Here is a 23,822-nt window from a genome sequence, read left to right as displayed (position 1 = left end):
TCTGCGCAGCAATTAGTGCATGAGCAGCAGGAGGAGTGCTACGAGAATGAACAGGACTCCGAAGAGGATGTTCAGCATCTTTGCTCCACGGTAGGTGGCGGTGAAGCGCTGGAAGGTCCTGGCGGTGCCCGCAAAAAAGAAGTACATCACCAGGATGTCCACGGCGATGACCGTACCGATATACAGCGCGTACTGGACTAGGAGCGGCTGGTCGGAGTTGATGAACTGGGGAGTAAATGCCAGGAAGAACACGATGGCTTTGGGGTTCAGAAGATTAACCAGAATGCCCCGGTTGAGCATCGCCCGGCGGGTCAGTTGCTGCCCTGTGGTGATTCCATCCGAAGCCACTTCTGGTTTGGAGAGCAGCATGCGGATGCCCAGATACACCAGGTAGGCCGCGCCAGCGTAGCGGATGATGGCGAAGAGCGTCGGGCTGTTGGCCACGAGTATTCCAACGCCAGCTGCCACGATCACAACGTGGATGAGCAGGGCGATCTGCTGTCCGAGGATGCCCCAGATCGATGTTCGCCATCCTTGGCGCATCGAATTGTTCATGGTGTTGATGGCGCCGGCGCCCGGGGTGAAGCTGATGATGATGCAGGCGCTGAGCAGGGAAAACCATAGTGAAAGTGTCACTGGTCAATGTTATGGCCTGCTGGTGGGTTACGAGGATTCGCGGGACTCTGCATGACGGCTTCTTCCCGAGCGCTGTCCACTCCCGCGATGGCATCTGTCATGAAGCGGGTGATGATCTGCAATTCGTTGTCGTTGTAGTTGCCGATGACTTCCATCATTTTCAGACCGAGGGGCATGAACATCTGACGACCTTTGGTCCGGGCTTTCTCTGTCGGTGAGATGCGAATGACTCGTCGGTCTTGGTCGGAGCGAAGTCGCTCAATCAGGCCGAGCCGGGCGAGCCTGTCCAGCATGGCGGTCGTGGCCGGGGAACTCAGTTGCAGTTCGTTGCTGAGGTCCTTGGGAGAGGGCAGTGCGCCACGTTGCTGGTACTTCACGATGATGGACAGGGCATTCATGTCCGTTCGATGGGTGCCGAATTGCGCTCCCGTGGATTCAACATAGCGGTCGCTTGCTTGGCTGAATTCCTGAAGGAGCACCACCAGATGCTGGTAGTTGCTTGCAGTCATAGCCGCAATCCTAAACCGTTTTGGCGTCCTGCGGGCAGGAAATACTTCGATGATGGAAGTACTTAAGGTATGGTTGTAGGTGTATCGAGCCTCGGTGCACAGTGATGGATGATGAATGAGGATGAGCGATAGTGCCACGACAGAAACACCTCAAGAGCGAAATGGCTGCTGCCAATGGGCGAAAGAGCGTCTGGCTCAGGGCGTCCATCTATGCTGTATTGCTTCTGCTGTGGCTCGGTGTTGCCGGTGTCGGCGGGCCGACGTTCGGCAAGCTTTCCGATGTCCAGACCAATGACCAGACGTCCTTTCTTCCCGCCACGGCCGAAGCCACCAAGGCACTTGAGTGGCAGAACAAGTTCCAGACCTCCGAAGCCATACCTGCAGTTGTCGTGCTGACCGGAGCGGCGGAACTCGACGGCGCAGCCGTCAAGGACCTTGCCGAAGCTGTGGCTGATTTCAGCTACCTCGATGGCAAGGTGATTGGCCCCTTCCTTTCCGAGGACCGCCAGGCCGCTGAGCTGCTGGTGCCGATTTCGGGGGAGGTTGAAGCCAAGGAAGGCGTCGAGGAACTGCGATCATTGCTTGATGCGCAGAAACCCGCGAACAGCACGGCATATGTCACGGGACCCGCTGGATTCAGTGCCGACCTGAGCGAAGCATTTGGCGGAATTGATGGGGTGTTGCTCGGGGTGGCCCTGGTTGCGGTGCTGGTGATCCTGCTTGCGGTTTACCGCTCGCTGATCCTTCCTATCACGGTGCTGATGACCTCAATGGTGGCCCTGTGCGGGGCGATCCTCTGTGTGTATTTCATGGCTTCCGAAGGGTGGATACGCCTGGACGGCCAGGCGCAAGGCATCCTGTCCATTCTCGTCATTGGCGCGGCAACGGACTACTCATTGCTCTTTGTGGCCCGGCATAAGGAGGCATTGATAGCTGGTGCGGACAAATGGCAGGCGGTTTCCGCGGCCTTCAAGAGTTCGCTTGAGCCCATCGTCGCATCAGGTGGCACCGTCACGGTGGGCCTGCTTTGCCTGCTTTTCTCGGACCTGAATTCAAACAAGGCGCTGGGGCCAATCGGTGCATCGGGCATTATCTTCTCGATTATCGCCGCCTTGAGCTTCCTGCCGGCGGCATTGGGACTGCTGGGCAAGGCGGCCTACTGGCCGTTCGTCCCCAAGGCACAGGCCCAGCAGCAGGCACAGAGCGCACTCGGACTATGGGGCAGGATCGCCAAGTTCGTCGCCCTCCACCCAAGGCCGATCTGGATCATCACCATTGTGCTGCTATCCGCCGGAGCACTCGGCGTGACTCAGCTCAAGGCCCACGGCGTACCGCAAAGCGAGTTGGTGGTGGGCGGATCCGAAGCACGTGACGGGCAACTAGCCCTGGGGGAGCACTTCCCGGGTGGCACTGGTTCTCCGGCAACGGTCATCGTGGATGAAGCAGATGCCCAGCTCGCCTTGGAAAAAGTTCTCAACGTCGAGGGGGTCGACTCAGCCTACCTGCAAGCTGAGGACGGTGGCCCTGCAATCATTGAACGCGGTGTGCAGCCCTATGGAGTGCAGGGACGGAATCTCATTTCCGTCACCCTCTCCGACGCTGCAGATTCAGACGAAGCCAAGGACAGCATCATCCAATTGCGCGAAGCGGTGCACCAGGTCAACCCGGAGGCGCTGGTTGGCGGCACCACCGCCACGCAGCTTGATACCAACTCAACGGCTCAGGCCGACCTGTATAAGATCATCCCCACGACCTTGGCTGCGATCTTTGTGATCCTGATGCTGCTGCTGCGCTCCGTGCTCGCACCGTTGCTGTTGATGCTGAGCACGGTGTTGTCCTATGGAACGGCGATGGGCGTCAGTGCATTGGTCTTCAACAATGTATTCAACTATGTTGGCGCTGATCCTTCCGTGCCACTATTCGGTTTCGTGTTCCTGGTAGCGCTCGGTGTGGACTACAACATTTTCCTCATGACCAGGGTGCGCGAGGAATCATTGAAAGTTGGAACCCGCGAAGGCATGCGCCGCGGGCTGCAAGTCACTGGCGGCGTGATCACCTCTGCTGGTGTTGTTCTCGCGGCGACCTTCGCTGCCCTCGGGGTGGTTCCCATCATGTTCCTGGGGCAATTGGGCTTCATCGTGGCCTTCGGTGTGCTTCTGGATACATTTATCGTCCGCAGCCTGCTGGTGCCCGCTCTGGTCGAGGAAATTGGGTCAAAGGTCTGGTGGCCCTCCAAATTGGCGCATGAGAAGCGCGATTGAAGACAATGCCAAAGTGGCGAAAATCTCCGGTTGATCAAGGCCAAATCGGGGATAGCCGCAGCACTGCCGACGTCGGGCATGTACAGTAGATACTTGTGCAACTCCGGAAATGACCAGTTGCATGCGTCGACAGTTTAGATTTCCCCTCCAGTTGATTCCCGGAAACGATTCCGTTCAGATCCACCGGTGGTTGCAGGCCGCAATGCAGGCCTTGCGCGGTGCGGACTTCCTCCTGGCTCGGCGAGACCCAGCGCCTTGGCTTAGGGCGTGCGAATCAGAGAGAAAGCTTGAATATGTCCGTAACTTTTGGCGCCCTCGGCGTGCCTGGAAACCTCGCGAACGTCCTTTCCGAGAGCGGAATCGAAACCCCCTTCCCGATCCAGGAAGCCACCTTGCCATCAACCTTGGCTGGTGGCGATGTCCTCGGACGCGGACAGACCGGTTCCGGCAAGACCCTGGCATTCTCGCTGCCACTGGTTGCTCGTTTGGCTCAGCGTCCCCAGCGTCGCAAGGCGCGTTTCCCTCGCGCGCTGATCATGGCGCCAACCCGCGAATTGGCCACCCAGATCGCCAAGACCGTTGACCCATTGGCCAAGGCCAGCAGCCTGCGCACCACGGTCATCTACGGCGGCGTCGCTCAGAGCCGCCAGGAAAAGGCCATGAACGACGGCGTTGACATCGTCATCGCCTGCCCTGGCCGCCTTGACGACCTCATCAAGCAGAAAATCGTTGATCTGTCCCAGCTGGAGATCTCCGTGCTGGACGAAGCGGACCACATGGCCGACATGGGCTTCCTGCCAGTCGTTCGCCGCATCATGGACCGCATGCCAACCGGCATCCAGCACATGCTGTTCTCCGCGACCTTGGATAACGGTGTCGACAAGGTGGTCAAGCGCTACCTGAGCAACCCGACCGTCCACTCGGTGGATGCACCGGAAGCGGCAGTGAATACCATGGAACACCATGTCTTCGTGGTTCCCAGCGATGACAAGAAAGAGCTCATTCGAGTCCTGGCCCAGGGCACTGCCCGCCGCATCATGTTCATGCGCACCAAGCATCACGCGAAGAAGATGGCCGTCACCCTGTCCAAGGCCGGCGTTCCAGCAGTAGACCTGCACGGCAACCTCTCGCAAAATGCCCGTGACCGCAACCTCGCGGCTTTTGCCTCAGGCGAAGCGAAGGTCCTTGTCGCGACCGACGTTGCCGCTCGTGGCGTGCACGTTGATGGCGTGGAACTGGTCGTCCACATTGATCCACCAGCAGAGCACAAGGCCTACACCCACCGCTCGGGTCGTACCGCCCGCGCGGGCTCGGATGGCACCGTCGTGACCATCTGCACCCCCGACCAGCAGGGCGACGTCGCCTCGCTGCTGAAACAGGCAGGCCTCAAGGTTCCTTTTGAAAAGGTCACCCTCGACTCGCCTGTGGTTGCCGCGGTTGTTGGCGAAGTTGCCGAGCACGTTCCTTACGTTGCTCCGGTGCAGCAGAAGCGCAACCCGGCCAAGAAGAAGCCTGCTGGCGAATCTTCCAACGCACGCGGTGGCCGCAACGGAGGACGCCATGCACGCGGCGGCAAGCCTGCAGCCGAAGGCCAGGCTCGTGGCGGTGAACGCCGCAGTTCGGATCGCGCTAGCGCTCCAAACCGGTCGGAACGTCCAGCTCGCGAAGCGCGCAACTCCAACGGGGAGCGCCCAAGCCGCTCGACTCGTGGCGCGAATAGCGAGCGCCCGTCGAACTCGTCGCGCTCGGCCCGTTCGGGTGGACGCAACACAGGTTCGGCTGCGGGCTCCCGCTCTCGTGGCCCGCGTCGTGCATCTAGCCCGTCAACTAGCGGTCGCTAAAAACTCGATATCAAGTAGAAGCCCTGTGCAGCCCTAGGCTATTCAGGGCTTCTGCCGTTGATGGGTGTAGTCAATGGCCCAGCGATCAGGGGACTTTCGATTTTCAATCTGACCTCTGGGCTCGCCGGCTGGGGAGGGTTCTAATCTGCACGCATGAAGTCGCATCGCATGTGCGGCAAACAACGCCACCATTAATTCGTGGTGTTGGATTCGTCCCGGCCTCCGTCGAAGGCGAGCCGGGTTAGTGCATCGTGATCGAGCTAACGGAACGTTTTCACCTCTGAAGCGACGTAGGGGTTCGGATCAGTCGCTGAATTCTGCGGACAGAACCTTGTGGGAAACGTGATCGGTTTCCTCTCGTGCGGATGCCGAGGCGCGAATATCCGCTTGATCTTCCACTGCTTTCACTACGTGTCCGTAGAACTCTGGGGAGACAACGATTGCATGCCGCCGAGTGAGGCGATAAATGAACACAACTGGATCGCGCGGCGCAGCAACAATGAGGTTTGGCGGGGTGCTACCGAAATTGTTGTGGGATACCGAAGCCAAAGCTCTCAGGCAACCCCCGAACAAGGCGGCGCCAATGGCTTGGAGGGGCCTCTTTCTGGCAAGCGCTGTGATGCTGCGGATACGTCCAGTTCGCTCTGGTACTGCAAACGCTTACTAATCTTAAATACCCAGTATTTCTGTAAATATTGGAAAGTTGTCCTCAAGAAAATGTAAATGTTGGAAACGCTTGCACTTGATGGAATGCGCTGAGTAATGTGGTTTGGATCACTGACGTGCAACTTATCCTGGCCCGTCATCAGCATCCTCGAACTCAATGGAGCATTTCTTGAACAGCTACAACGCTGCGTCCTCTGCGTGCAAACAATATCCACCTCCCGATTACCCAGGGCGCAGTTGGCGTCGTTGGCTGACGTCTCTGGCCGCTACTCCCATGTTGATCCTGGCGCCAATGGCTCCACTGGTAGCGACCCCCGCATCTGCCGAGGAAATAGCGGTCACACTCGTTGGCAACTTCCAGGACGAGTTGGGGTGTCCCGGCGAATGGGACCCAAGCTGCGAGTCCACCATGATGGGCGACGCCGATGGGGACGGCACCTGTGAATTCACCACGGACCAGCTACCAACTGGCAGCTACGAGTTCAAAGTCGCCCACGACGGCGGGTGGGACGAAAACTATGGCGTAGATGGCAAAGCCGGAGGCGCTAACTACAACCTCTCGGTCAATTCCGGCGACCAGGTGGAATTCACCTACGACTCGGCAACGCGCATCGTCCAGGTTGCGGGCACCAGCGACTCCATCGCCGGAGTCGGGCAAAGCCAAGCGCAATGGATCTCCGCCGATACCATCGCCTTGCCCCGGGACCTGGGCAGGGGAGAGCGCTACGCGCTTTATGCCTCCGATGATGCTGGCCTGAGCTTGGATGGCGAAGAGATCTCCGGGGCCAGGCCGATAGAACTCAAGCCGAACATTGGCGGGCTCACTGAACAGCAAAAGAAGAAGTTCCCCCATCTGGCCAATTACCACACGGTGCGAGCTGAGCTGACGCGCGAAGAAACCACGGCTGCCCTGCGCTCGCAGCTGGCGCTGGCGCGCTTCGAAGACCAGGGTGAAGCCACGAAGCTAACCGCCTTCACCGGAGTGCAAATCCCAGGCGTGATTGACGAGCTCTACAGCCGAGGGCTTGAGAAGGTCAAGCTCGGGGTGAGCTTCACCGGAAAGGCCCCGACATTCAGGCTCTGGGCCCCCACTGCGCGTCAAGCAACGCTTCTGGTTTCTGATGAAAATCAGAAGACTTCACGGCATGCCGCCAATTACGACAAGGCCAATGGCGTGTGGACCGCCAAAGGCAAGCCGCAATTCACCGAGGCGAAATACCGCTGGGAAGTCCAGGTGTTTGTGCCTGAAACCGGCAAGATTGAAACAAATATCGTCACCGACCCCTATTCCGTAGCGCTGACCACCAACTCTGCTCAATCGGTGGCGGTCAACCTGGAAGACCCCAAGCACCAACCTAAGCTGTGGCGCAAGGCGCAGGCAAAGGATGTCCAAAAAGATGTGGACCGCAGCATCTACGAACTGCAGATCCGCGACTTCTCCATCTCTGACTCCACGGTGCCACAAGACCAGCGCGGGCGCTACGGGGCCTTTGGCGCAGACGGTGCCGGCAGCAAGCAGCTGAAGGAGCTCTCCGAAGCGGGATTGACGACAGTCCACCTGTTGCCGACTTTTGATATTGCAAGCATAGAAGAGGATGAAAACCAGCGGGTCGAAACCGGCTGCGAGCTGGAATCACTGCCTGCCGCCTCATCCAAGCAGCAAGAATGCGTGAACGCCCATGCTGACGAAGATGGATTCAACTGGGGCTACGACCCATTCCACTTCATGGCGCCGGAAGGCTCCTATGCCACGAACCCCGAAGGTGCGCAGCGCGTAGAAGAGTTCCGCGGCATGGTTGGTTCACTGCACGGCATGGGTCTGGAAGTCGTCCTGGACCAGGTCTTCAACCACACTGCCGCCTCCGGGCAGTCGGATCAAAGCGTGCTGGATCAGATCGTTCCCGGCTATTATCACCGGCTGGATGCCACGGGCAGGGTCGAGACTTCCACCTGCTGCCAGAATCTGGCGACCGAGCATGTTGCGGCACAGAAGCTGATGGTTGATTCGCTAGTGGTCTGGGCCAAGGACTACAAGGTTGACGGTTTCCGATTCGTTCTCATGGGGCACCACTCACGCGAAACCATGGAAGCGGCACGTGAAGCTTTGGATGAACTGACGCCAAGGCGTGATGGGGTCGATGGCAAGTCCATTTACCTCTACGGCGAGGGGTGGAACTTCGGGGAAGTCGCGGACAATGCCCGCTTCTACCAAGCGACCCAAGGCCAATTGAACGGCACCGGAATCGGCACCTTCAATGATCGGCTGCGTGATGCGGTCCACGGTGGCAGCCCGGTGGAATCATCCTCCACCTTCCGGCAAGGATTCGGCACCGGTTTGGGGACAGATCCCAACGGCAACGACGTCAACGGGAGCACCGAGGAAGCACTGAAAGATCTGGGCCACGAAACCGATCTCGTGCGCCTGGGCTTGGCGGGCAACCTGGCTGATTACCAGTTCCTGACGTCGGCTGGCACGGTGCAACGCGGCGATGAAATGGACTACCGCGGCGCTGCTGCAGGGTACGCTTCGCAGCCTGGCGAGGTGATCAACTATGTTGATGCGCACGATAACGAGACGCTTTATGACCTGACCGTATTCAAGCTGCCCCGCGATACGTCGATGGACGACCGGGTGCGGATGAATACGCTGTCGCAGGCCACGGTCATGTACTCGCAGGCTGTTCCCTTCTGGCATGCCGGGACCGAATTGCTGCGGTCAATATCCGTGGATCGCAACAGCTATAACTCGGGGGACTGGTTTAACCGGATCGATTTCTCCGGCCAGGTGAATACCTTCGGATCCGGTCTACCGCCGAAGGCCGAGAATGGGGAGAAATGGGATTTGATGGCTCCATTGCTGGAAGATCCCGAGCTGAAGCCAGATGCCCAGGCGATGTCCCAGGCTGAAGGCGCAGCGCTTGACCTGCTGCGCACCCGCCGGGAAGTCGGACTGCTGAGGTTGGGCTCGGCTGACCTGATCGAGCAGAAAGTGAGCTTCCCGCTGAGCGGCCCAAGCGCCCAGCCGGGAATCATCGTGATGCACATTGATGACACGGTGTGTGCAGACGCCGACAGCGAGCATGACGGAGCCCTGGTGGTCTTCAATGCTTCGCCGGAGGATCACTCGCAAACCGTCGCGGAGCTGGCCGGGCACGACTATGCCCTGGCTAAAGCTTTGGAAGAGGGCAGTGATGAGCGGGTGAAATCCACGTCCTTCGACAGCGCTTCCGGCACGCTGACGATCCCAGCGCGGACCGCAGCCGTTCTCGTGGCGGCAGAGAACTAGCAGGCCACGCTCATAGCGAACAACCCACTCTCGTATTGGCGAGGGTGGGTTGTTTTTTTGGCTCGAAATCGACGGGAAACCTGCTTGCGACGGCCGACGGTGAAGTAGGAAATCGAGCCGAGGATGTTGAGGCAAGAGATCACGGCCCAGAGCGGTTTCGGTCCTCGGACCAATGCCCCTGGACGCTTACTAAGATCCCTTAACGCTGCAATCATCAAGGTCAGCTCCAGAATTCCAAAGACGACGACAGCGGCTTGGGTGCCACGGGATAGCTCGTTGAACGACCGCTTCTTGGGTAGCGCAGGACGTCTGTTGACCTGTGACTGGAAATTCCTTGTTGTCATGGGAATCATTCTTGCACTTTGTCCGTTGAAGAAGGCAGAACGCAAAGTTGAGTGAGGTTGGCTCAAGTTAATTTGACAGTCGAATGCGGCCGAGTAAACTTGAGTCCAGAACGCTCAAAGGGGATAAGAATCCTCAGCGTTAGCACTTTCAACCAAGGCAAAGGAGAGCCATTATGTCGCGTGCCGTAGGTATCGACCTAGGAACCACCAACTCCGTAGTTTCCGTGCTCGAAGGTGGTGAGCCAACCGTTATCGCAAACGCGGAAGGCAACCGTACTACCCCGTCGATCGTTGCTTTCTCGAAGAGCGGCGAAGTTCTGGTTGGCGACATCGCCAAGCGCCAGGCCGTCAACAACATCGACCGCACCATCTCGTCGGTCAAGCGCCACATGGGCACCGACTGGACCATCAACGTTGACGACAAGAAGTACACCGCGCAGGAAATCTCCGCACGTACCCTGATGAAGCTGAAGAACGACGCCGAGGCCTACCTGGGCGAAAAGGTCACCGACGCAGTGATCACCGTTCCTGCCTACTTCAACGACGCTGAGCGCCAGGCCACCAAGGAAGCCGGCGAAATCGCTGGCATGAACGTACTGCGCATCGTCAACGAGCCAACCGCAGCAGCGCTGGCCTATGGCCTGGAAAAGGGCAACGAAGACGAACTCATCCTGGTCTTCGACCTCGGTGGCGGTACCTTCGACGTTTCCCTGCTCGAAGTCGGCAAGGACGACGACGGCTTCTCCACCATCCAGGTTCGCTCCACCGCTGGTGACAACCGCCTTGGTGGCGATGACTGGGATCAGCGCATCGTCGATTGGCTGCTGGCCCAGGCCAAGGCCAAGGGCGCAGACCTGTCCAAGGACAAGATCGCCCTGCAGCGCCTTAAGGAAGCTGCTGAGCAGGCCAAGAAGGAGCTGTCCTCGGCTACCAGCACCAACATCTCCCTGCAGTACCTTTCGGTCACCCCAGAAGGCCCAGTGCACCTGGACGAGCACCTCTCGCGTGCCAAGTTCCAGGACCTGACCAAGGACCTGCTGGAGCGCACCCGCAAGCCATTCAACGACGTCATCGCAGAAGCAGGGGTCAAGGTTTCGGACATTGCCCACGTGATCCTCGTTGGCGGTTCCACCCGTATGCCAGCCGTTGCCGAACTGGTCAAGGACCTGGCCGGCAAGGAAGCAAACAAGGGCGTGAACCCAGATGAGGTTGTCGCCGTTGGCGCAGCTCTGCAGGCAGGTGTGCTGAAGGGCGAGCGCAAGGACGTTCTGCTCATCGACGTCACCCCGCTGTCCCTGGGCATCGAGACCAAGGGCGGCGTGATGACCAAGCTGATCGAGCGCAACACCGCAATCCCAACCAAGCGTTCGGAGACCTTCACCACGGCTGAAGACAACCAGCCATCGGTATCCATCCAGGTCTTCCAGGGCGAGCGCGAGTTCACCCGTGACAACAAGGCTCTGGGCACCTTCGAGCTGACCGGTATCGCACCGGCTCCTCGCGGCATCCCACAGGTCGAGGTCACCTTCGACATCGACGCCAACGGCATCGTGCACGTCTCCGCCAAGGACAAGGGCACCGGCACCGAGCAGTCGATGACCATCACCGGTGGTTCCTCGCTGTCCAAGGAAGACATCGAGCGCATGGTCCAGGAAGCAGAAGCACACGCCGAAGAGGACAAGGCACGCCGCGAGGCAGCTGAGACCCGAAACGCCGCTGAGCAGGCTGCCTACTCCGTAGACAAGCTGATCAAGGACAACGAGGACAAGCTGCCAGAAGAGGTCAAGACCGAGGTCCAGGCCGACGTTGACGCGCTGAAGGCAGCCCTCGAGAAGCAGGATAACGACGACGAGGTCAAGGCCGCGTTTGAGAAGCTGCAGGCATCGCAGACCAAGCTGGGCGAGGCAATCTACGCCAACGCACAGGCTGAAGGCGCTGCTGCTCCGGAGGGCGAGCAGGCTCCAAACGCTGATGAAGACATCGTCGACGCCGAGGTCATCGACGAAGACGAAGCCGACAAGAAGTAGGGAGTTAGGGAATATGCCCGAGGCAAATGACCAGAACGAAAACTTCGACGCTGAGTCGGAGAACCAGCCAGAGGCCGCCAACGAGCAGCCAACCGCTGACGCCCTGGGGCAGGCCGAGGCGATCCTGAACGAGGCTGGCGCCGAAGTTGATGAAACCGAGGCAGAACAGGGCGAAGCCAGCGCGACCGAAACCGAGCTGCGCAACGACCTTCTGCGCCTGCAGGCTGAATACGTCAACTACCGCAAGCGCGTTGAACGTGACCGGGCAGTGGCACGAGAAAGCGCAGTTCAGTCGGTGTTGACCACCATCCTTCCGGTACTCGATGAAATCGATGCAGCCCGGGCGCATGGTGATTTGACCGATGGACCGTTCGCTGCGATCGCCAACAAGCTGGATACCATTTTGGTCCAGCATGGCCTGGAGCGTATCAACGAGGCTGGTGTGGAATTTGATCCGAACATCCACGAAGCATTGCTTCGCCAGGCTGTTCCGGAAGTTCCTGCCGACCACGTGGGCCAGGTGTTGCGCAACGGTTACCGCAAGGGAACCACCGTCCTGCGCGCAGCGCAGGTACTGGTAGCAACCGGCGAATAGCCACGAATAACACAATTGAAACTGCCCACTGCCGAGAAATCGTCAGTGGGCAGTTTCGAATTGGCATTGAAAGGACGGGGCCCTGATGGCAAGTCAGGACTGGATCGAAAAAGACTTCTACGCCATTTTGGGCGTCGCCAAGGACGCCAGCGAGGCGGACATCAAGAAGGCGTACCGCAAGCTTGCGCGCAAGTACCACCCGGACACCAACCAGGGTGATGCGGCCGCAGAACAGAAATTCAAGGACATCTCCGAAGCCCATTCGGTGCTGGCGGATAGAGAGCAGCGCGAGCAGTACGACGCGATCCGTGCCATGGGTGGCGGAGCACGCTTCTCCGCCGGCGGACCCGGTGGGGCACCAGGCGGACAAGCCGGATTCGAGGATATCTTCTCCAACCTCTTTGGCGGCGGGGGCGGGGCCCGTGGACGCGGCGGACAGCCGGACTTCTCCGACCTGTTCGGCGGGGGCGGATTTGGCGGCGGTGCCGGGGGCTTCGGCCAAAGCGCGCCACCGCGCAAGGGGCAGGACCGCACCGCGAACACCTCGATCTCCTTCGCTGGCTCCATCAAGGGAACCACCATCGGCTTGCGCGAGCAGAACGGCGAAGTCATTGACGTGCGCATCCCTGCGGGCATCAAGGACGGACAGTCCGTTCGCGTGCGTGGCAAGGGGCACCCCGGCGCAGCCGGCAATGGCGACCTGCTGGTCAAGGTGAAGGTCAACGAGCATCCCTTCTTCAAGCGCGAAGAGAACAACATCCGAATCCACGTGCCGGTCACCTTTGACGAGGCCGTGCTGGGCGCAAAGATCCATGTGCCCACCCTGGATGGCGAAACGGTAGCGATGAAGGTTCCCGCCGGATCGAATTCGGGCCGCACGCTGCGCCTGAAGGGCCGCGGCGTGAAAACCTCCAAGGCCACCGGTGATCTACTGATCATCCTGGATGTGGTGATTCCGCAGAATCTCTCGGATGCCGCGAAGAAGGCCGTGGAGGACTTCGCCGCAGCAACCGAAGGCGAAGATCCACGTGTGGATTTGGCTGCCAAGGCCAAGCTCTGAAACAAAGAGAGTTCTATCATCCCTGTCGTGTCCTCGAAGTGGCACGGCAGGGAAGCTAGACTCAATGACTAGAGGCTGCAGAGCAGTGAAGCCATGTAGAAAGGTGGTTGAAGCAACGTGAACGGGGAGTACCTGCGACCTGTCTTCGTCATTTCCGTCGCCGCTCAACTGGCAGATATGCACCCGCAGACGCTACGCCAGTATGACCGGATCGGCTTGGTGTCGCCGAGCCGCCAATCGGGCAAGCAGCGCCGCTACTCGCAGCGCGATGTGTCCCTGCTCCGCCAAGTCCAGGCGTTGAGCAAAGATGGTGTCTCCCTCGAGGGCATCAAGCGGATCCTTGATCTGCAAAACCAGGTCGCCTACCTGCAAACCGAGGTCAACGACCTGCGCAACGAACTCAGCGCAGTGCGCCAAGGCCAAACCCGAATTTTCGCCGCCGGAACTTCCGGTGGCGACGTGGTGTCCTTGGCTCGCGGCATGCGTCCGGAACGACGCGAACCAACCGTCACGCTGTTCACCGCCCGCCGCGCGATCGGCCGCTAGATTGGCAGCCAATCTGCCAATCCCGGACGACTCCGAATTCTGGCATGACCCTCAGTTCCCGGAATTGGAGTCGCGGCGTTCGTGCCAAAAAATTTCCTGCTACCGGCCGCATGCCCATCAACGTTTTTCAATCGGGATCATCGACGAAGGCGAAACCGATTTCTCCGGGCATGACGGGCAGCAGGCAACTCTGGTCCCTGGTGACGTGATCGTCATTCCGCGCGATCACCTCCATGCCTGTAATCCGAAAAATGGCTACTGGCGATACCAGATGATTCATGCAGACCAATCATGGATTTCCCGGCTTGCACCAATCTCAGCGCAGGATCTGTTCTGGGGCATCCGGATATTCAGGGCGCCGGAGCTCTATGAATTGATGAACGCCTTTAACCAGCAGCTGTTTGCCGGGATGGGAAAGCGGTCCGTTGAGCAGTCGCTGGGATCCATGCTTTCCGTCGTGCAGTCCCTGGCCCCGGTCTTCGAGGCGCTCCCGCCGGGGACAGGGCCCCGCGATGCGCGGTTGCTTCCGGTCCTGCACCGATTGGGCAACGATGCTGCGGCCCCGAAGCTGGACGAGCTGGCACTGCTCGCCGGCTTGAGCAAGTATCAGCTGATACGTCTCATGCACAGCAGTACCGGCTTCACCCCAATCGCGTGGAGGCATAACCAGCTGGTGAACCGTTCACGCGAACTCTTGCGCTCGGGAGCCTCGATAGCGCAAACCGCGGCAGAACTGGGCTTCTCAGACCAGAGCCACTTTCACCGAGTCTTTCGCTCGCACGTCGCAGCGGCCCCCGGAAAGTACCGGGCACCGCTGCAATATCGTTCAAGACCGTAGCATCAGGCGTGCGAAATGATCGTCCCATGCTCATTCCACCTGAAGAACTCGAATTGGCCGCAGATAATCTGCGTGCATTGGCTTTGGACGAACGGCTCAAGGCACAAGTCATGGCTACGCCGGCTTTGGCCAGGATTGCGCACCGGATCTCGCAACGATACCTGGCCGGGGACACCATCGACTCTGCCTTCGCCCAGGTCGCCCAGATCACGGCGCGAGGGCATCGCAGCAGCATCGAATGCGTGGGCGAATCGATTCGGGATAGCGACGTCGCCGAGGCGGAAACCGGAATATTTCTGGGCATCGCGGAACGCTTGAAGAGTTCGAAAACCAGTACGACCTTGAGCTTCGATCTCTCGCATCTCGGTTCCGCTATTGATCCCGAGCTGGGATTGCGCAATGCATTGCGCGTCGCCCGAGCCGCGCGCGAAGCGGGAACCTACCTGATGATTTCGGCGGAAGGATCGGATCGCACCGACCTGGTGCTGGAGCTCTGGGAGAGGCTGACCTGCGATTTTCCGGAAACGGGCATTACCTTGCAGGCTCGCCTATCGCGAACACCGCAGGATCTCGTGCGCGTCCTGGAGCTTCAGGCAGGCCCCGTCCGGCTGGTCAAGGGGGCCTTCCAAGAGCCGCTGGACACGGCCATGGCGCGCAACGATCCAGGCCTGGCCGACAGGTACGCGCAGCTGGCCGGAGCGCTAATCTCCTCAGGCAGGCGGACAAATATTGCCACCCACGATGCGCGGCTGATCCGCAGGCTTCAAGAGGAACACGGAGCGGCGTTGCTATCGCCGCAGTTGGAATTCGAGATGCTCCAGGGCCTCGGTACGCAGCAGCTGGACGCGTTGCGCGAGGAGGGTTTCTCCACACGGGAATACGCGGTTTTCGGGCCAGAATACTGGCTGTACGTGCTGAACCGGCTGGCTGAAGATCCACAGCGAATTATGCTGGCAGTGGCAGATCTTCAGCTCTCGCAGATGGCCGCCCAGGGATCCTCTAGGAGCGCGAACTAGCAACGACCATGGCGTTCCAGCCGCGCCAGCAAATTGGTGCGCACAGCAGGCCACTCGTGCAGAAGAATCGAAAAGATGACGGTGTCGCGCAGCGTTCCGGTGTCGGGATCATATTTGTGATTGCGCAGCACCCCATCCTGCTTCGCGCCGAGCCGCGCGATGGCTGCCCGTGAGGCCTCATTATGCCAGTGCGTGCAGAACGCCACGGAAAAGCAATCCAATTCCTCGAAAGCCCGCCGCAACAGCAGGAACTTAGCCGCCGGGTTGATCCCTGTGCCCTGGACGGCCGGGGACAGGTAGGTAGAGCCGATTTCAACGCGCTTGCTCGGTTCATCAATATTCAAGTACGTCGTTGCTCCCACAGCCTTGCCCGTGGAGAGATCAATGATGGCAAACGGCGCCATCGCTCCCGCTTCCTGCCAAGTCAAACGCTTCTTGATATCGCTGGCCATATCCTGCGCCGAGGGAATCGAGGTGTACCAGATTTCATCAAGGCGCCCTGCTGCGACTATCTCGGCGAGGTCTTCGGCATGGTCGAATGAAAGCTGCTCCAGTCGCACGCCGGCATATTCCATCGTGGGTGCTTGGGCGTAGCTGCTGATCTTGGATGAAGGAAGGGCCATGGAACCCATCCTATGGATTCCATGGCCCTTCCGGAGCTTTGACACCGATATTATCCGATGCGAGTGTACGCCAAATCGAAGACGAGACGACCGGCCTTCAGCGCCTTGCCCTCGAAGCTGGTGAGGATACGTCGCTCAAAACGTGGCGCCCAGCCACCCTGCTCATCGGTGAACTCAGGCTCGGGATCAAATCCTTCCATGCCGCCACGGCGAACCTTGGTCAGGTTGCTTTCTTCGCCGGCCAAATTGCCTGGATGCTGATTCTCGAAATCCGCGTGCACGTCAAGTACTTCACGCATCTGCTCGGCATAGTTCGACCAGTCGGTGGCAAGACGCAGGGTTCCACCCGGCTTGAGCACGCGGGAGACCTTGTCGAGGAATGACTTCTTGATCAGGCGGCGCTTGTGGTGGCGCGGCTTGTGCCATGGGTCGGAGAAGAAGATCCAGATTTCATCGGCACTGTTCTCGTCAAGCATGACGTCCAGGACCTCCGGGGCGTTGGCCTGAACAGCGCGGACGTTGGTGATGCCAAAGGACTCGACCTTGAGCATGAGCTGCGCGAGGCCAGGCCGGTAAACCTCAACGGCCAGGTAGTTGCGCTCTGGTTCATCCTTGGCGGCGTTGGCGATGCACTCGCCTAGGCCGGTACCGATTTCCACGACCAATGGAGCGGTGCGGCCGAAGGCTTCTGCAGGGTCAAGCTGGAAGTCATCGGCTACCGAGGTATCGGCAATCTTTCGCGGCGGTTCGATGACATACTGCTCGGCATTGCGTTCCCACGCGCTGGCACGGCGGCCCTGGAGGCGGTTGCCGCGGCGTACAAATGACACTGGCTCGGCGCGGAAAAGATTCGGGTCCTTGGGGGCAGCGCCAGGGGCTGGGCGCTGCTGATCGCTCGATTCGCTCATGATGATTAATCCTAGCTGAGCCAAGGCGGGTGCTGCTTGCCTGAAAGTAGGGGATTGGACACCCTAGGGGATAATCCGGGGGATCACCTATGGCGCAAAGACAGGCGGGGCTGAAGAATGAAATCATGACTGATTTAGTGCGCGGTATTCTCAACGTTATTTGGTTGGTGTTTGGCGGGCTGTGGCTGGCCTTGGGATACGTTCTGGCCGGCATCATCTGCTGCCTGTTGATCGTGACCATTCCCTTCGGTATCGCGTCCTTCCGCATTGCAGGCTATGCGTTGTGGCCTTTCGGACGTACCGTGATTGATCGCGGACCGGTAGGCGCATTCTCGACTTTGGGCAATGTCATCTGGCTGATCTTCGCAGGCATCTGGATCGCCATCGGGCACGTGCTGACCGCTATTCCGATGTTCGTCTCGATAATCGGTATCCCACTGGGCATTGCGAATCTGAAGATGATCCCGATTTCCTTGATGCCGTTGGGCAAGTCCATTGTTCCTTCGGACTATTACATTGCGGGCATCAAGCGTTAGCCACCGCGAAACAAGCACCGGCCGCCATCCTAATTGGAGGATGGCGGCCGGTGTCATATGCTCAGCAGAAAACTAGCTCTTGAGATACTCATCGTGCTGGCGATGGGCCTCTTTGACTTCTTCGCGGATCTTGTCCACGTCCTTGGCCTTGTCGCGGTATTTCTTCTCCATGGTTTTCACGAGCTCTTCCTCAGCTACCAGGGCACGGTAGATGCGTTCGCGTTCACCTGCGTCAGCGGTGTAGGTCAAGTCGTTGTAGCTGCTGGCGTGACGGCGAAGATTGCCTATGGCTGTCTGCGCCTTGCCAGCTTTGCTGAACAGGGAAGCCAGCACGGTAATCACCAGCACACCAATAATCACGCTCAGGGATAGGCCGGTACTGATTTCGATCACGTGGACTGGCTCTCCGCCGTTGACAAATGGCAGGTTGTTCTCGTGCAGCGCGTGCAAGATGAGCTTGACACCGATGAATGCCAGGATGGCTGCCAACCCGTAGGAGAGGTAGATCAACCGGTCAAGCAGACCATCAAGCAGGAAGTAAAGCTGCCGCAGGCCCATCAGCGAGAAAGCCGTAGCGGTGAATACGATGTAGACGTTCTGGGTCAAACCGAAGATGGCGGGAATTGAATCCAGTGCAAAGAGGATATCCGTGCCACCGATGGCCACCATGACCAGCAGCATCGGAGTCAGGACCTTCTTGCCGTCGACCTTGGTGAAGAGCTTGTCACCGTCGTAGCTATCGGTGGTGTGGAATAGCTTCTTGGCAATGCGGATGATGAAGTTGTTCGCTTCATCAGATTCGTCATCCTTTTTCAGCAGGTTGCCTGCGGTGAGCAGCAGGATCAGGCCAAAGAGGTAGAACACCCAAGCAAACTGGTTGATCAACGCGGCGCCGACGAAGATGAACGCCGTTCGGGCGATGAGCGAGAACACGATGCCGAATAGCAGCACCTTCTGCTGGTCTTCGCGCGGAACCCGGAAGCTGGCAATGATGATCAGGAAGACAAAGAGATTGTCTACGGACAGCGCCTTCTCGGTGATGTACCCGGCGAAGTACTCGGCGCCCATATCCGCACCCCCGAAGATGAGCACAATGACGCCAAAAACTATTGCGATCCCGACATAGATACTCGACCAGATGGCGGCTTCCCGCAGGCTAGGAACATGGGCCTTGCGAATATGGAAGAAATAATCGAAAGCGAGAAGTGCGAGGATGATGGCCACGGTAATGGACCAGATTAAAGGCGAAACTTCCATAAGGGTTTCCTACTTTCGTAAGGCGCGCAAGCACGCTGTCGAGTAAGTCTCTTCGCCCGCACGATGGCTGGCCGCAAAACCCGGTGGATCCATGAAGATCTACGTATTGACGGGTCAAGCGCTTAGGAATACTCCCTTACGTGCTTCCAGCCTAACTTGATCGGGGTTCTGGGGAAAGTTCTAGTCCTTAAATGTCGTTGTGATCTGTAATGTACTTCGTTACCGATCCCTTGGGTAGGCACTGAAGGCAATTTAATTCGTTGCTACGTCGTGCGGATCCCGATGGCCATGGTTTCGTAGTCCAGGGCTCAGTCCGGCCCGCGGTAGGCTGCAGTAGCTTGGAGCCCACCAATACGAGGGCTTACCCGCTGCGGACTTGACCGAAAGTCTTCCCGGAGCAGGGCTTGACGCCCGAAGTCATGGCCAGGAGGTTCGGCACCGACGGGTCTGCCCGATACCGTCGAGCGGTTGGGAGTCACGCAGGGTCTCCATTGGACCCCGGCCCAGCTGACGTTGCCCGGAGCCGGGTGCGTCAAGGTAAATACCCATTCTTTGGATCTGGCAGAGCATTGCGTCGGGGCTCCCCATTGCATCGTCGGCATCTGCGCGCGTGATGCTCCATGGCCATGGTGCTGGAGAGGCCTGGACAGCTGCCTGCTGTGTTTCTCTTCAGCCACGCCGGCAGATGTTTCGTGGCAAGTGGGGAGTGCAGCCGAGGACCTCTTCGAAGTCCAGCTCTGGCTTCTGGTACTACTGCTTTCGTGAAGTCAAGATCTGTTCCCGCAGGATATCCGCGTGTCCGCAGTGCTGTGCCAACTCACGCAGCATATGCAATAACACCCAACGGACAGGCAACGACCCCCGGCGGTTTCCCTGGAAGACGTCGTCTCCCGTCTTGTCGTTCAGTACTTGGCGGGATTCTTCGACGGCCAGCGCATAGTCGAATTGCACGGATTCGATGGTGTCCGTGGTCTTCAAGGCAAACGAGCTGTCCGGGGTTGCCGCGATACCCAATTGCGAACGGTCCCTGCCAGTAGCCGCTTCTCCGAACCAAACTCGTTCGACGAACGTCGCGTGCTTGACCAATCCGAGCAGCGTGGTCTTGGATTCAACCAGGTTCGCCCGTGCTTCCTCTTCGGTCAGGCCGTCAAGGCACGTCATGAGCATCTGCCGGTGCTGGTCGATAAACACCTTGGCCATGCTGTCGTAATCGAGCTGATAGATGTCCTGTGAATCTGGGTTCGGCATGCCTCATCCTAACGCGGTGAACAGCGTGTATGCAGAGTTATCCCGGCATGGGCCAAGGATCAAAATAATCACCAGAAATCTGGCTCTAGGCGGAATAAGATGACTGCGAGTAGAGTTGAGTTAAGTACACTCAAGTTTATGGGTTCACCCAACAAGGGAAAGGATGCGCGTGGACACCAAACTCACCACCAAGAGCCAAGAGGCCCTCTCAGCTTCCGGCATGAACGCCTCAACGGCAGGCAACCCGCAGATTGAACCTGCGCACCTGTTGAAGGCACTGCTGGACCAGCGCGACTCGGTCGCTGTTGCCTTGCTGAAAACGGCGGGGCTTGATGTTGATGCGCTCTCAGTCAAGGCCAGCGCCGCCATCAACGCGTTGCCTTCAAGCTCAGGCAGCTCCGTAGCCCAGGCGCAGTTCTCGCGCCAGCTTCTGCAGGTGGTCAGCAATGCCCAGGAAACCGCCACCGAAATGGGCGACACCTACGTGTCCACCGAGCATCTGCTCATTGCCCTCGCTGCCGACCAGACCAAGGCCGGCGAAGCCATGCGCGAATTCGGAGCCACCCGCGAACTGCTGGTAGGGACCCTGCCTACCATCCGGGGCGACCGCAAGGTCGATAATCCGAATCCTGAGGCAACCTTCCAATCTCTGGAAAAGTTCGGCACGGACATGACCGCACTGGCGCGCTCGGGCAAACTGGACCCGGTTATCGGACGCGACCGCGAAATCCGTCGTGTGGTCCAGGTGCTTTCTCGCCGCACGAAGAACAACCCCGTGCTCATTGGCGAACCCGGTGTTGGCAAGACCGCCGTAGTCGAGGGCCTCGCCCAGCGCATGATCGCTGGCGACGTGCCGGAGTCGTTGCGAGGCAAGACGCTGATTTCCCTGGATCTGGGAGCGATGGTTGCCGGCGCGAAATACCGCGGCGAATTCGAGGAGCGGCTCAAGGCGGTGCTGGAAGAGATCAAATCCTCCGACGGCCAGATCGTGACCTTCATCGATGAGATCCACACGGTGGTTGGCGCTGGCGCTTCAGAAGGAGCCATGGACGCAGGCAATATGCTCAAGCCCATGCTGGCCCGAGGCGAGCTTCGCTTGATCGGTGCCACCACCTTGGACGAGTACCGGGAGAACATCGAGAAGGACCCGGCGCTCGAACGCCGCTTCGCCCAAGTGTATGTCGGGGAGCCTAGCGTGGATGACACCATCGCCATCCTCCGCGGGCTCAAGGAACGCTACGAAGCCCACCACAAGGTGTCCATCGCCGACTCCGCGCTGGTCGCAGCCGCGTCGCTGTCCAACCGCTACATCTCCGGACGGCAGCTGCCGGACAAGGCCATTGACCTGGTCGACGAAGCGGCAAGCCGACTGCGCATGGAGATCGACTCCGCCCCGGAGGAGATCGATGAGCTGCGCCGTGAAGTGGACCGGCTGACCATGGAAGAACTGGCCCTGTCTGATGAGACGGATCCAGCCTCGGTGGAACGCCTGGAAGCCTTGCGCAAGGACATGGCCGACAAGAAGGAAAAGCTCGATGCGATGAACTCGCAATGGGAATCCGAAAAGGCCGGACTGAACCGTGTCGGTGATCTGAAGGTCAAACTCGATGAACTGCGAGGCCAGGCAGACAAGGCCCAGCGTGAAGGCGACTTGGAGAAAGCATCCCGCCTGCTCTATGGCGAGATCCCGGCGTTGCAGAAAGAACTCGAAGCCGCGGCCCAGGCCGAAGCGGACCGCTCTGCGCAGCCGAGCATGGTTGCCGAGGAAGTGACCGCGGATGACATTGCCGAGGTGATATCGGCATGGACCGGAATCCCAGCTGGCCGCATGTTGCAAGGCGAGAGCCAGAAACTGCTGGACATGGAAGAGATCATCGGCCAACGGCTGATGGGGCAGAAGCAAGCCGTGGCTGCCGTATCTGATGCCGTGCGCCGCACCCGGGCCGGCATCGCAGATCCGAACCGCCCCACCGGTTCCTTCCTGTTCCTTGGCCCAACAGGCGTGGGCAAGACCGAGCTGGCGAAGTCCCTGGCGGACTTCCTCTTTGATGACCCGCGCGCCATGGTGCGCATCGACATGTCTGAATACTCCGAGAAGCATGCGGTCTCCCGACTGGTCGGTGCCCCTCCCGGCTATGTAGGCTACGAGGAAGGCGGACAGCTCACCGAGGCGGTGCGCCGCCGCCCCTACTCGGTGATCCTGCTCGACGAGGTGGAGAAAGCGCACCCCGAGGTCTTCGACATCTTGCTGCAGGTACTCGACGATGGCCGCCTCACCGATGGCCAGGGTCGCACCGTGGACTTCAGGAACACCATCCTGATCCTCACCTCCAACCTGGGGTCGCAGTTCCTGGTGGATGCGGCCTTGGAAGACGAGGCCAAGAAGAGCGCGGTGATGAACGTCGTCAACGCTTCGTTCAAGCCGGAGTTCCTGAATCGTCTCGACGAGGTGATCCTCTTCGATCCGCTGAGCATTGAAGAGCTGGGAAACATCGTGAAACTCCAGATTGATCTGCTCTCCGAACGCCTGACAGAACGCCGGCTGACCTTGGATGTGGATCAGGCGGCCAGCGAATGGCTGGCCTTGACCGGCTACGATCCTGCCTATGGCGCCCGGCCGCTGCGCCGGCTGGTTCAGCGCGAGATCGGTGACCGGCTGGCCAAGGAAATCCTTGCTGGCACCGTGCAAGATGGGGACACCGTTCACGTGACTCTCGATGAGCTGGGTGACCAGCTGAAGGTCCTGAAGAAGGGCTAGTCCAAGGCAAGAGAAGGGCATGAACAGAAAAACCTGTTCATGCCCTTCTCCCGTAAGCTCTGGAACTGATCAGCTTTCAGTGGTCTCTTCGGCCTTGGAGCTCGATGCCTCATCGCCCTGGTCCTCAGGCTTAGCCACATCGCCGTCAGCAGCATCATCGGTGGCTTCCGGTGGCAACAGCGAGGATCGCACGTTCCCTTCCTTCAAGCTCAAGAAACAGGACACGGCGCGGTCGCCCTGGTCCCAAGTGCTCTCCGAAGGACGCGAGAAGTGATACGTCCAGGTGGAATCCAGCCCGGCGCTCGGATCGAGCGAGACTGACTTGCACAGATCCTCGGACTGCGTCAGCAATTCGCCAGCGCCCGGGTAATCGGTGCCAGTCACTTCGAAGGACCCGATCATCTGGGCATTATGCGCCGAATCGCAAGTGACCACGGTTTGCGGATCCAACGGCGAGTTGAAGCCACGCAGGCAATCACCGAGCTGCAATTGGACAGGGGGCATTTCCGTGGCGATGATGCCATCAAGGCCGGGGTTTTCATTGCGTTCCACATTGTTCGCAACGGGCGAAGCGGGGGGATCTATGATGCGCAACACCAAGAAGACCACGGCAGCAGCCAGCGCCAAAACAGCAATGATCATTAGGGCCCATTGGCCACCATGCCGCTTGGGCTTTTCCGGTTCGGGCTGCAATGGCGGTAAAGCCGCCTGCGGCTCGGGCAGATTCTCTTCCACCACCTGCTGAGCTCCTTCGTCGTTGGGGGCAAACAGTTATTGGCCAGCTCAATACATAGTCGTTGGACTAATTGACAGTCTAGCGGTATCGACGAGTGTTGCGTTCAGCGCTCGCCGGTGAATCATGTTAAC

General features: G+C 59.3%; 19 protein-coding genes. 11 read left to right on the top strand and 8 right to left on the bottom strand.

What is annotated here, in order from left to right; translation table 11 throughout:
- Positions 1-12: 12 nt before the first annotated feature.
- The gene (locus OF385_RS12110) at positions 13-636 is read right to left on the bottom strand and encodes a LysE family transporter (protein ID WP_264275579.1); all 624 of its coding nucleotides are present in this window, start codon (positions 634-636) and stop codon (positions 13-15) included.
- Complete coding sequence (locus tag OF385_RS12105; RefSeq protein ID WP_264275578.1) at positions 633-1,283, bottom strand: MarR family winged helix-turn-helix transcriptional regulator; 651 nt, start codon at positions 1,281-1,283, stop codon at positions 633-635. The genes OF385_RS12110 and OF385_RS12105 overlap by 4 nt, the downstream gene beginning before the upstream one ends.
- Here OF385_RS12105 and OF385_RS12100 point away from each other — a divergent pair.
- The 3 genes from OF385_RS12100 to pulA all read left to right on the top strand — a co-directional run bounded on the left by OF385_RS12100 (position 1,277) and on the right by pulA (position 9,199).
- Positions 1,277-3,406 carry an MMPL family transporter gene (locus OF385_RS12100; RefSeq protein WP_319019104.1) on the top strand — a complete coding sequence of 710 codons (2,130 nt, stop codon included), beginning with the start codon at positions 1,277-1,279 and terminating at the stop codon, positions 3,404-3,406. The genes OF385_RS12105 and OF385_RS12100 overlap by 7 nt on opposite strands.
- Before the next feature lie 293 nt (positions 3,407-3,699).
- Positions 3,700-5,247 carry a DEAD/DEAH box helicase gene (locus tag OF385_RS12095; RefSeq protein WP_264275577.1) on the top strand — a complete coding sequence of 516 codons (1,548 nt, stop codon included), beginning with the start codon at positions 3,700-3,702 and terminating at the stop codon, positions 5,245-5,247.
- 958 nt (positions 5,248-6,205) lie between these two features.
- Complete coding sequence (gene pulA, locus OF385_RS12090; protein ID WP_264275576.1) at positions 6,206-9,199, top strand: pullulanase-type alpha-1,6-glucosidase; 2,994 nt, start codon at positions 6,206-6,208, stop codon at positions 9,197-9,199.
- Here pulA and OF385_RS12085 read toward each other — a convergent pair.
- Positions 9,196-9,543, bottom strand: coding sequence for a hypothetical protein (locus OF385_RS12085; protein WP_264275575.1), 348 nt, complete (start codon positions 9,541-9,543; stop codon positions 9,196-9,198). The two genes, pulA and OF385_RS12085, sit on opposite strands and share 4 nt — an antisense overlap.
- A gap of 173 nt (positions 9,544-9,716) precedes the next feature.
- Between OF385_RS12085 and dnaK the strand changes: the two genes are divergently transcribed.
- The 6 genes from dnaK to OF385_RS12055 all read left to right on the top strand — a co-directional run bounded on the left by dnaK (position 9,717) and on the right by OF385_RS12055 (position 15,625).
- Positions 9,717-11,570 (top strand): molecular chaperone DnaK, encoded by a 1,854-nt coding sequence (dnaK, locus tag OF385_RS12080; RefSeq protein ID WP_264275574.1) that lies wholly within the window; start codon positions 9,717-9,719, stop codon positions 11,568-11,570.
- 13 nt (positions 11,571-11,583) lie between these two features.
- Complete coding sequence (locus tag OF385_RS12075; RefSeq protein WP_264275573.1) at positions 11,584-12,165, top strand: nucleotide exchange factor GrpE; 582 nt, start codon at positions 11,584-11,586, stop codon at positions 12,163-12,165.
- A gap of 85 nt (positions 12,166-12,250) precedes the next feature.
- Positions 12,251-13,225, top strand: coding sequence for a DnaJ C-terminal domain-containing protein (locus OF385_RS12070; RefSeq protein WP_264275572.1), 975 nt, complete (start codon positions 12,251-12,253; stop codon positions 13,223-13,225).
- 117 nt (positions 13,226-13,342) lie between these two features.
- Positions 13,343-13,771, top strand: a complete 429-nt coding sequence (locus OF385_RS12065) for a heat shock protein transcriptional repressor HspR (protein WP_319019103.1) — start codon at positions 13,343-13,345, stop codon at positions 13,769-13,771.
- A gap of 1 nt (position 13,772) precedes the next feature.
- Complete coding sequence (locus OF385_RS12060; protein WP_264275571.1) at positions 13,773-14,609, top strand: helix-turn-helix domain-containing protein; 837 nt, start codon at positions 13,773-13,775, stop codon at positions 14,607-14,609.
- A gap of 26 nt (positions 14,610-14,635) precedes the next feature.
- Positions 14,636-15,625: a proline dehydrogenase family protein gene (locus OF385_RS12055; protein ID WP_264275570.1), complete on the top strand. Its 990-nt coding sequence runs from the start codon at positions 14,636-14,638 to the stop codon at positions 15,623-15,625.
- Here OF385_RS12055 and OF385_RS12050 read toward each other — a convergent pair.
- Positions 15,622-16,248 carry a GNAT family N-acetyltransferase gene (locus OF385_RS12050; protein ID WP_264275569.1) on the bottom strand — a complete coding sequence of 209 codons (627 nt, stop codon included), beginning with the start codon at positions 16,246-16,248 and terminating at the stop codon, positions 15,622-15,624. The genes OF385_RS12055 and OF385_RS12050 overlap by 4 nt on opposite strands.
- A 50-nt stretch (positions 16,249-16,298) precedes the next feature.
- Entirely contained in the window at positions 16,299-17,156 is an 858-nt protein-coding gene (trmB, locus tag OF385_RS12045) for a tRNA (guanosine(46)-N7)-methyltransferase TrmB (RefSeq protein ID WP_264275568.1), read from the bottom strand.
- A 125-nt stretch (positions 17,157-17,281) separates the two neighbouring features.
- Between trmB and OF385_RS12040 the strand changes: the two genes are divergently transcribed.
- Complete coding sequence (locus OF385_RS12040; protein ID WP_413467995.1) at positions 17,282-17,692, top strand: YccF domain-containing protein; 411 nt, start codon at positions 17,282-17,284, stop codon at positions 17,690-17,692.
- Between the two features lie 72 nt (positions 17,693-17,764).
- On the opposite strand, the gene OF385_RS12035 is transcribed toward OF385_RS12040, so the two are convergent.
- Positions 17,765-18,949 carry a TerC/Alx family metal homeostasis membrane protein gene (locus OF385_RS12035; RefSeq protein ID WP_264275567.1) on the bottom strand — a complete coding sequence of 395 codons (1,185 nt, stop codon included), beginning with the start codon at positions 18,947-18,949 and terminating at the stop codon, positions 17,765-17,767.
- Positions 18,950-19,699: 750 nt separating this feature from the next.
- Positions 19,700-20,197 carry a DinB family protein gene (locus OF385_RS12030; protein WP_264275566.1) on the bottom strand — a complete coding sequence of 166 codons (498 nt, stop codon included), beginning with the start codon at positions 20,195-20,197 and terminating at the stop codon, positions 19,700-19,702.
- A 169-nt stretch (positions 20,198-20,366) separates the two neighbouring features.
- Between OF385_RS12030 and clpB the strand changes: the two genes are divergently transcribed.
- Positions 20,367-22,955 (top strand): ATP-dependent chaperone ClpB, encoded by a 2,589-nt coding sequence (clpB, locus tag OF385_RS12025; protein WP_264275565.1) that lies wholly within the window; start codon positions 20,367-20,369, stop codon positions 22,953-22,955.
- A 69-nt stretch (positions 22,956-23,024) separates the two neighbouring features.
- Here clpB and OF385_RS12020 read toward each other — a convergent pair whose 3' ends face one another.
- Positions 23,025-23,693 carry a septum formation family protein gene (locus OF385_RS12020; protein WP_264275564.1) on the bottom strand — a complete coding sequence of 223 codons (669 nt, stop codon included), beginning with the start codon at positions 23,691-23,693 and terminating at the stop codon, positions 23,025-23,027.
- Positions 23,694-23,822 lie beyond the last annotated feature (129 nt).

The sequence above is a fragment of the Glutamicibacter sp. JL.03c genome, from assembly GCF_025854375.1.
Taxonomy (GTDB): Bacteria; Actinomycetota; Actinomycetes; order Actinomycetales; family Micrococcaceae; genus Glutamicibacter.
This window is presented reverse-complemented; position numbering and strand designations above follow the sequence as displayed.